This window comes from Rhizorhabdus sp. (genome assembly GCF_018006725.1).
Lineage (GTDB): Bacteria > Pseudomonadota > Alphaproteobacteria > Sphingomonadales > Sphingomonadaceae > Rhizorhabdus.
On sequence record NZ_JAGMXV010000213.1, the window covers coordinates 1 to 7,758 of the forward strand.

The 7,758-nt window shown below is 65.3% G+C and carries 10 protein-coding genes; 5 read left to right on the forward strand and 5 right to left on the reverse strand.

The window, feature by feature from the left end:
* The coding region (locus KAY22_RS21455) for a LysR substrate-binding domain-containing protein (protein WP_296625257.1) at positions 1-846 on the reverse strand (846 nt) is incomplete at its 3' end.
* A gap of 105 nt (positions 847-951) precedes the next feature.
* Between KAY22_RS21455 and KAY22_RS21460 the strand changes: the two genes are divergently transcribed.
* The 4 genes from KAY22_RS21460 to KAY22_RS21475 all read left to right on the forward strand — a co-directional run bounded on the left by KAY22_RS21460 (position 952) and on the right by KAY22_RS21475 (position 3,356).
* Positions 952-1,497 carry a peroxiredoxin gene (locus KAY22_RS21460; protein WP_296625258.1) on the forward strand — a complete coding sequence of 182 codons (546 nt, stop codon included), beginning with the start codon at positions 952-954 and terminating at the stop codon, positions 1,495-1,497.
* Between the two features lie 135 nt (positions 1,498-1,632).
* Positions 1,633-2,154, forward strand: coding sequence for a carboxymuconolactone decarboxylase family protein (locus KAY22_RS21465; RefSeq protein WP_296625259.1), 522 nt, complete (start codon positions 1,633-1,635; stop codon positions 2,152-2,154).
* A 165-nt stretch (positions 2,155-2,319) separates the two neighbouring features.
* Complete coding sequence (gene epsC / locus KAY22_RS21470) at positions 2,320-3,021, forward strand: serine O-acetyltransferase EpsC (protein WP_296625260.1); 702 nt, start codon at positions 2,320-2,322, stop codon at positions 3,019-3,021.
* A complete protein-coding gene (locus KAY22_RS21475; protein WP_296625261.1) occupies positions 3,021-3,356 on the forward strand; it encodes a DUF2794 domain-containing protein in 336 nt (111 codons plus the stop codon). Before epsC ends, KAY22_RS21475 begins: the two co-directional genes overlap by 1 nt.
* A 5-nt stretch (positions 3,357-3,361) precedes the next feature.
* Here KAY22_RS21475 and KAY22_RS21480 read toward each other — a convergent pair whose 3' ends face one another.
* From KAY22_RS21480 to KAY22_RS21495, 4 genes are all read right to left on the reverse strand, one after another.
* Entirely contained in the window at positions 3,362-4,417 is a 1,056-nt protein-coding gene (locus KAY22_RS21480; RefSeq protein WP_296625262.1) for a hypothetical protein, read from the reverse strand.
* Positions 4,418-4,485: 68 nt separating this feature from the next.
* Positions 4,486-5,184 carry a phosphate regulon transcriptional regulator PhoB gene (gene phoB / locus KAY22_RS21485; protein WP_296625263.1) on the reverse strand — a complete coding sequence of 233 codons (699 nt, stop codon included), beginning with the start codon at positions 5,182-5,184 and terminating at the stop codon, positions 4,486-4,488.
* On the reverse strand, positions 5,184-5,882 hold the full coding sequence (gene phoU, locus KAY22_RS21490) for a phosphate signaling complex protein PhoU (RefSeq protein WP_296625264.1): 699 nt from the start codon (positions 5,880-5,882) through the stop codon (positions 5,184-5,186). Before phoU ends, phoB begins: the two co-directional genes overlap by 1 nt.
* A 69-nt stretch (positions 5,883-5,951) precedes the next feature.
* Entirely contained in the window at positions 5,952-7,151 is a 1,200-nt protein-coding gene (locus KAY22_RS21495; RefSeq protein WP_296625265.1) for an ATP-binding protein, read from the reverse strand.
* 180 nt (positions 7,152-7,331) lie between these two features.
* On the opposite strand from KAY22_RS21495, the gene KAY22_RS21500 reads away from it, so the two are divergent.
* A partial coding sequence (locus tag KAY22_RS21500) for a hypothetical protein (RefSeq protein ID WP_296625266.1) occupies positions 7,332-7,758 on the forward strand: 427 nt, incomplete at its 3' end.

The window sequence follows — 7,758 nt, forward strand, 5'->3', positions numbered from 1 at the left end:
GCTGCCGCGGCGCCAGGCGAGGGCGATGCGGCGGGCGGGGTGGTCGGCGGAGAGGGGCTTGGCCTGGACATGGGTGTTCTCGAGAATGCCCGCATCGAGTGCCATCTTCGGCAGCAGGGTTACGCCCAAGCCATTGTCGACCATCTGCACCAGCGTGTGGAGCGAGGTGCCCAGCATCGCGGCCTCGGCGCGCAACTCAGGGCGGTTGCAGGCCGCCAGCGCATGGTCCTTCAGGCAATGGCCGTCCTCCAGCAGGAGGAGGCGGCTCTCGTCGATGTCGGCGGCGGTGATATTGGGCGACCGCACGTCCATCTCGCCCTCCGGATAAGCGACGAACAGGCGGTCGAGGAACAGGTCGACCGATTCCACATCGCCGCAATGATAGGGCAAGGCGAGCAACACGCAGTCGAGATGACCGCGATGGAGCGAGTCACAGGCCGCGCTGGTGGTTTCCTCGCGCAGGTAGAGCTTCAGGTCGGGCCAGGCGGCGCGGAGCTTGGGAAGAATGCGCGGCAGCAGGAAAGGCGCGATGGTGGGGATGACCCCCATGCGCAGATCGCCCGATAGCGGCTTGCCGGCGGCACGGGCGAGATCGCCCAGCTCCTCCGCCTCGCGCAGGACGCGCTGCGCCTTCTCGGCGATGCGCAGGCCGAGCGGGGTGAAGCGGACGACGCGGCGGGTGCGCTCGACCAATGTGATGCCGATCAGCGATTCCAGCTCACGCAGCCCTGCCGACAGCGTCGACTGGGTCACGAAACAGGCTTCGGCGGCACGTCCGAAATGCCCGTGATCCTTGAGCGCGACGAGATATTGCAGCTGCTTCAGCGTCGGAAGATAGGTTGCCATTCATCGCCTCTCTCGATCAATTGGCGAGAAATAATCAATTTGCACGTTGACGTCCAGCCTGTCAGACAGCCGGCTCCAATCTACCCTGTGCATAGGAGAATCATTGTGGCTCTTACCGTTGGTGACAAGTTCCCCGCCTTCGTCCTTCCGGTCCAGCAGGGTGTTTCGGCTCTGCCCGCGGGCGAGACGATCGACACCGGCGACACGGGCGGCAAGTGGAAGGTCGTGTTCTTCTGGCCGAAGGATTTCACTTTCATCTGCCCGACCGAAATCATCGGCTACAATGAGCTGAAGAAGGATTTCGAGGATCGTGACGCCGTTCTGATCGGCGCGTCGACCGACACCGATTTCGTCCACTTCGCGTGGCGGAAGTCGGACGAGCGTCTGGCCGCCTGCGACTTCCCGTGGATCGCCGACAACCAGAAGAAGCTATCGAACGCGCTCGGCATCGTCGATCCCGAGGCCGGCGTGACCTATCGCGCGACCTACATCGTCGATCCGCACAACGTCATCCAGCACGTCACCGTCAACGGCCTGAACCAGGGTCGCAACCCGGCCGAGGCGCTGCGCGTTCTCGACGCGCTGCAGACCGACGAGCTGTGCCCGTGCAACTGGAAGGCTGGCGAGGAAGTTCTGAAGCCGGCTGCCTGACCCCCTTTCCGGGCAGCCACTCCGGGCCGCGTCATCGCGGCCCGGCAAAGGGGGCGCGGCGGGTCGGCTACCGATCGCCGCGCCCCTTTTTCTTGTCTCCTTCCCGAACCCACCCGAACATTTGAGGAAGTTTCGATGTCGCTCAAGGAATTCGCAGACGCGCTGCCCGATTATGCCAAGGATATCCGGCTCAACGTCGGGTCGCTGCTCGGCGACCAGACGCTGACCGACCAGCGCAAATATGGCCTGCTGCTCGCCTGTGCGCATGGCACCGGCTACAAGCCGATCGTCGAGGCGGCCGAAGCCGAAGCTGCCGGCAAGCTGAGCCCCGAGGCCGCCAATGCCGCCCGTGCCTCCGCCGCAGTGATGGCGATGAACAACGTCTATTACCGCTTCGTCCATCTCGCCTCGAACAAGGACTATGGACAGATGCCGGCGAAGCTGCGGATGAACGTCATCGGTGCACCCGGCATCGAGAAGGACGATTTCGAGCTGTTCAGCCTCGCCGTCTCCGCGATGAACGGCTGCGGCATGTGCATCGACAGCCATGAAAAGGTGCTGCGCCAGCATGGCGTCGGATCCGACGTGATCCAGACCGCCGCGCGCGTCGGCGCCGTGATGAAGGCGGCCGCGACGGTCCACGCGACCGCCGTCTGACGCCCGTACAGGTGCCGGTCGTTACCATCGGCCGGCGCCTGTACGATGACGGTTACAGGTGATTGTCCTGCTCGCTTTACTACGTACCGCTCAGGAACATCTTTGCAGGCGGAACCTTCGTGCCTATATTGCGCTCTTCCCGGGAACGGGCCTGAAGGACCTGCGATGTTCGACTCTCTCATTTCCTATCTCGACTCGATCAAGGCCCGCGATCCTGCCCCGCGCTCGCGCTGGGAGATATTGCTCTACCCGGGTGTGTGGGCCCTCGGTTTCCACCGTGTCGCGCACTGGCTGTTCCAGGCGGAACTGTTCTTCCTCGCGCGCCTGGTCAATCACATTGCGCGCATTCTGACCGCGATCGACATTCATCCCGGGGCACAGATCGGCCGCAACCTGTTCATCGACCATGGCTTCGTCGTGATCGGCGAGACAGCGGTGATCGGCGACAACGTCACCATGTACCAGGGTTCGACGCTGGGCGGTACCAACCCCACCAATGGCGAGGGCGGCAAACGCCACCCGACGATCGGCGATGGCGCGATCATCAGCCTCGGCGCGGCAATCCTGGGGCCGATCCTGATCGGCCCGCGCGCCCGTGTCGGCGCCAATGCGGTCGTGACCAAGGATGTCGCCGAGGGCCAGGTCGTCGTGGGCATCCCGGCCCGTCCGATGCTGGTCGACGCCCGCGAATATCAGAAGGGCTTCGTGCCTTATGGCACCGCCTGCAGCGAGCGCTTCGATCCACAGACGCAGCAGCTCGAGATACTGCGCTGCGAACTCGAAACGCTGCGCGGCCGCATCAGCCAGGTGATCGAGGAGCGTGACGCGGCGCGGGCGAAACTGGACGAGGATCGCGAACGGGCCTGATGGGCACCGTCGCCCCCTTTCCCGGCAAGCCGCTCCAGGTCGGCTTCGACCGCACCGAATTGATGCGCATCCTCGACCTCTACGGCCGCATGGTCGCAGCCGGGCTGTGGAAGGATTATGCGATCGACCTGGGCAAGGAAGCCGCCTGCTTCGCCGCCTTTCGCCGCGCGGCCGAGCGACCCGAATATCGGATCGAGAAGCGCCCTGCCCTGCGCAACCGGCAGGGCATGTGGGCCCTGATCGGTGAAGGCGGCGCCGTGCTGAAGCGCGGGCAGGAACTGGGGCCAGTTCTGGCGCCCGTCGAACGCCGCCTGATGAAGCTGGTCGACGACTGAGGCAATCAGGCGACCGCGCGCCGATCGATCATCGGCAGGCGATCGGCCATCCTCTCCGGTAACCGATCCACCACCCAGGCCCGCGCCACGGTCCAGAAGGCCGATAGCAGCAGCAGCGCCGATCCGATCACCAGCGCGGTGATCCCGAAACTGCCGCCTTTACCGCCGCCCTGATCGATCAGATGACCGATCGCATAGAGGACATAGGCCAGCGCCGAAACCATCAGCGCGCGACGGTCGATCGCCAACGCGACGAAGCCGAGCAGGATGTAGAGCGCGATCACGACCGGCGCGCCCAACTCCGTGCGCGGGCCGAAGGCCGAGAAGATCGGATGCACCAACATCGGCGCAGCCAGAAGATGGAGCCAAAACGCCACGTCCGAGCGGCGCGTCGTCCGCGTACGGTCGCTCATGTCCCAGCGCATCGCGAGCGCAAAGACCGCGATCCCGGCCAGGAAGATCAGCGGAGAGAGATAGTCGATCACCGGCGGGACCGCAGCCAATATCAGCCCGATCGACAAGGCAGCCAGCGTGGCAGCCCCGGCCGCGATCGTGATCGGTACCTGGAAGCGGCGCCAGTGCAGCCACACGCCTCCCGCCGTTACCGCAGCAGCGGCCGCGATCAACAGCGCCATGGCCCGGTCGTTGCCCTCCGGCACCACCCCGAGCAGCGCCGACAACAGCATCATCGTGCCGACGCCAAGCCCCCCGGTGAAGGCGAGCAGCAGCAAAATGCTCGGCAAGGCCATGCGCCGCTGGCGGGTGAAATATTCGGCGAGACCCCAGCCGCCGGCGGCCACCGCCAGACCTGCGAGCGGCGACGGCGCATCGGGCTGTGCCAGCAGGCGGACCGAATTGCCCAGCCAGCCCAGCGCCACCAGCATCAGGACGGCGGCGATCGACACGAAGATGTCGTTGAAGCCGGTCAGGAAGCGGAAGCTCTCCTGATCCACCGCGGGCGCCGCGCGCATCTCCGCGACATGGGTCCGGAATGCCTCGGCCGCCTGCGGCGTCAGCGCTCCTGCAGCCACGGCGGCATCGATATCGCTCTCACTATACACGCGGCCATCTCCTGTGGCTAAGAGCCGCAGGATAGACCAGCCGTATTACCTATGCAATACAGTCAGGATCAGGCCAGGCCTTCGCTGTCGAGGGCGTAGCCCGCCGACCGCACCGTCCGGATCAGATCGGGTGCGTCGGCAACGTTGATCGCCTTTCGCAGCCGCCGGATGTGCACGTCGACCGTCCGCGGCTCGATGTCGCTGTCGCGGCCCCAGACCGAGTCCAGCAACCGCTCGCGCGAAAAGACGCGGCCCGGATGCTCGAGGAAGTGCTTGAGCAGGCGGAACTCGGTCGGCCCCAGGCTGATCGCCGCCCCGCCGCGCCGGACGCGGTGGCTGGCGGTGTCCATCTCGATATCGGCATAGGCCAGCCGCTCGCCAGCAAGCGCAGGCCGCACGCGACGCAGCACCGCGCCGACGCGGGCAACCAGCTCGCGAGGGCTGAACGGCTTGGTGACATAATCGTCGGCGCCAGTTTCCAGGCCGCGTACGCGATCCTCTTCCTCGCCGCGCGCGGTGAGCATGATGATCGGTACATTGGCGGTGTCGCCCATGCGGCGCAGCTGGCGGCACACCTCGATGCCCGAGACGCCCTCGATCATCCAGTCGAGCAGGACGAGATCCGGCGGATTCTCGCGCGCAAGGAGGATTGCCTCCTCGCCGTCGGCGGTGCGTTCGACTTCGAAATCCTCGCGCTCGAGGTGCCAGCTTACCAGTTCGGCCAGTGCCGCATCGTCTTCAACCAGCAATACCCGAGCGCGTGTCATCAACCGTCTCCAAGAAGGGGATCTTCGCCCTTCGTCCGCTCCGCCATCTGCCGCCCGGTGGCAGCAAAATAGACCATTTCCGCAACGTTGGTCGCGTGATCGCCGATCCGCTCGATATTCTTGGCGATGAACAGCAGATGCGTCGACGCCGTGATATTGTGCGGGTTTTCCATCATGTAGGTCAGCAGCGTGCGGAACAGGCTGTTGTAGAAATCGTCGACGGCGCGATCGCGTTCGGACACGGCGACCGCCGCCTCGGCGTCGCGCAGCACGAAGGCATCGAGCACGTTGCGGACCATTTCGGCCGCCACGCGGCCCATCGCCGGCAGCACCGACATCGCATCCATGCCGCGCGCGTCCTGCAGCACGGCGACCCGCTTGGCGATGTTCTTGGCATAGTCGCCCATGCGCTCGACCACGCCGGCAATCTTGAGCGCGGCGAGAACTTCGCGAAGGTCATCGGCCATCGGCGCGCGCAGAGCGATCAGACGGACGACCCGACGCTCGACCTCGGCCTCCAGCTCGTCGATCCTCTGGTCGCCCTCGACTATGCGCGCGGCGCTATCGAGATCGCGGTTGACCAGCGCCTCGAGCGCTCCGGTGATCGCTGCTTCGGCGCGGCCGCCCATTTCCGAGATCAGCGCGCGCAGCTGGCCGAGATCTTCGTCGAACGCCTTGACCGTATGTCCGGTAACCATCGTTTTACATCCCTCCGGACCCGTTCGCCGGCGCCGCAATGGCGCGGCCTATGGGGGTATCGTGTTGCACTATGATGACAATGAACCGTCGACAATAGCGGGAAATGTGACAGTGACGGTGGTCCCGACCCCGAGCTGCGACGCGATGTCGAGCGTGGCCCGGTGACGCTCCACGATATGCTTGACGATCGCGAGACCGAGGCCGGTTCCCCCGATCGATCGGCTCCTTCCGGAATCGACCCGGTAGAAGCGTTCGGTCAGGCGCGGCAGATGTTCGGGCGCGATCCCTTCGCCTTCGTCGGCGACGCGCAGCCGCACTTTGCCCTGCACCATGTCGAGCGACACGCGGATCGTGCCGCCGGGCCTGCCATATTTGAGCGCATTGCCGATCAGATTATGGAGTACCTGCCCGATCTGGACGCGGTCGGCGCGCACCTCGGCGCAGGGAACCGCCTCTATCTTGATCCGGTCGGGATCGTCGCGAAGGCCCGATCGGATGACGCCGACCACCTCGTCTATGACGGCCCCCAGGCGCAGCGGGGTCTGCGGAATCGAGAAACGGTCCGCCTCGATCCGCGACAACGAGATGAGATCGTCGACCAGCTGCTGCATCCGCTTGGCCTCGCCCATCATGATGCCCAGGAAACGCTGCCGCACCGCCGGATCGTCGCCGGCCCCGCCCTCCATCAGCGTCTCGACGAAGCCGAGGATGGTCGCGAGTGGGGTGCGCAGCTCGTGGCTGGCATTGGCGACGAAATCGACGCGCATCCGTTCGGCGATCCAGCTGTCGGTCCGGTCACGCAAGGTGACCAGCTTGGCGCCTTCGCTGATCCGCCGCACGCTCATCGCCCAGCGCCGGTCAGCCTCGACGAGGCCTGCGATCTCCACCGGCGCTTCGGTCTCGCGATCGGCGACGATCAGTTCGGCAGCGGTCGGGTGGCGGATGGCCAGGCGGAAGTCGCCCTGCACCCGCTCGCTGCCGAACAAGCGACGCGCAGCCTGGTTCGCATGGGTTATCCGCTGGCGCTCGACGATCAGGAGCGCATCGTCGACCGCGTCGATTACCTCCTGCGTCCGGTCGATGATCTGGACTGGTGGAGGGGACAGCAAGGTCGGCGCTTCCGAGGCCGGCGAGGACGAAACCCAGGTCAGGAACGCCGCGATCAGCCCCATGACCAGCGCAGAAACGAGCGGTGCCGACAACAGCCACCCGCCAAGCGCGACGACGACGAGCGCAATCGCAACCCGTGCGCCTCTACGACCCGTCATATGCGCTTCCTGGCCAGCGTCCGGCAGGGCTTCATGCTTCATCCGATTCCATCTACCCGGCGAATGTGAAATCTATCGGACATAAAAGCCAGAGCCGGACGTAACCGAAATTGACATAAAGATTCTCGCAAGCCGAGGGCAATGCCGGTAAGACCGGACGACCAGCGTTGGGGAATGGTAATGCGTAGCGAAGACGAACGGCCCGAAACCCAGTCGAACCCCGTCGACGGCGGCGTGGAGGACCAGGATCTGGCGACGCGTCGGTCGATGCTGCGCCTGGGAGCGCTCGGCGCGGCGGCCGTCTTCACCGTCCGGCCCGGCGCCGGGCTGGCGCAAGCCGCCGTATCCGGCATCACCTGCTCGATCCCCGTCCCGCAGAGCAGCCAGTCGGGCAAGTGGATCAGGGACGACGGCACCGTGGTCAATCCCAACACGAAGAACAGCTACCAGCCGCCTTCGACGCCGCTTCGCGGCGAGGACGTAAAGAACTCGCTCGCTTATGGCACACGCTACAGCGGCTATAACCAGAAGGCGACCGACGCCTTCAATAATTATATCAAGAAGCTGACCATGGGTAAGCAGGGCTACACCTGCTACTCGTCTATCC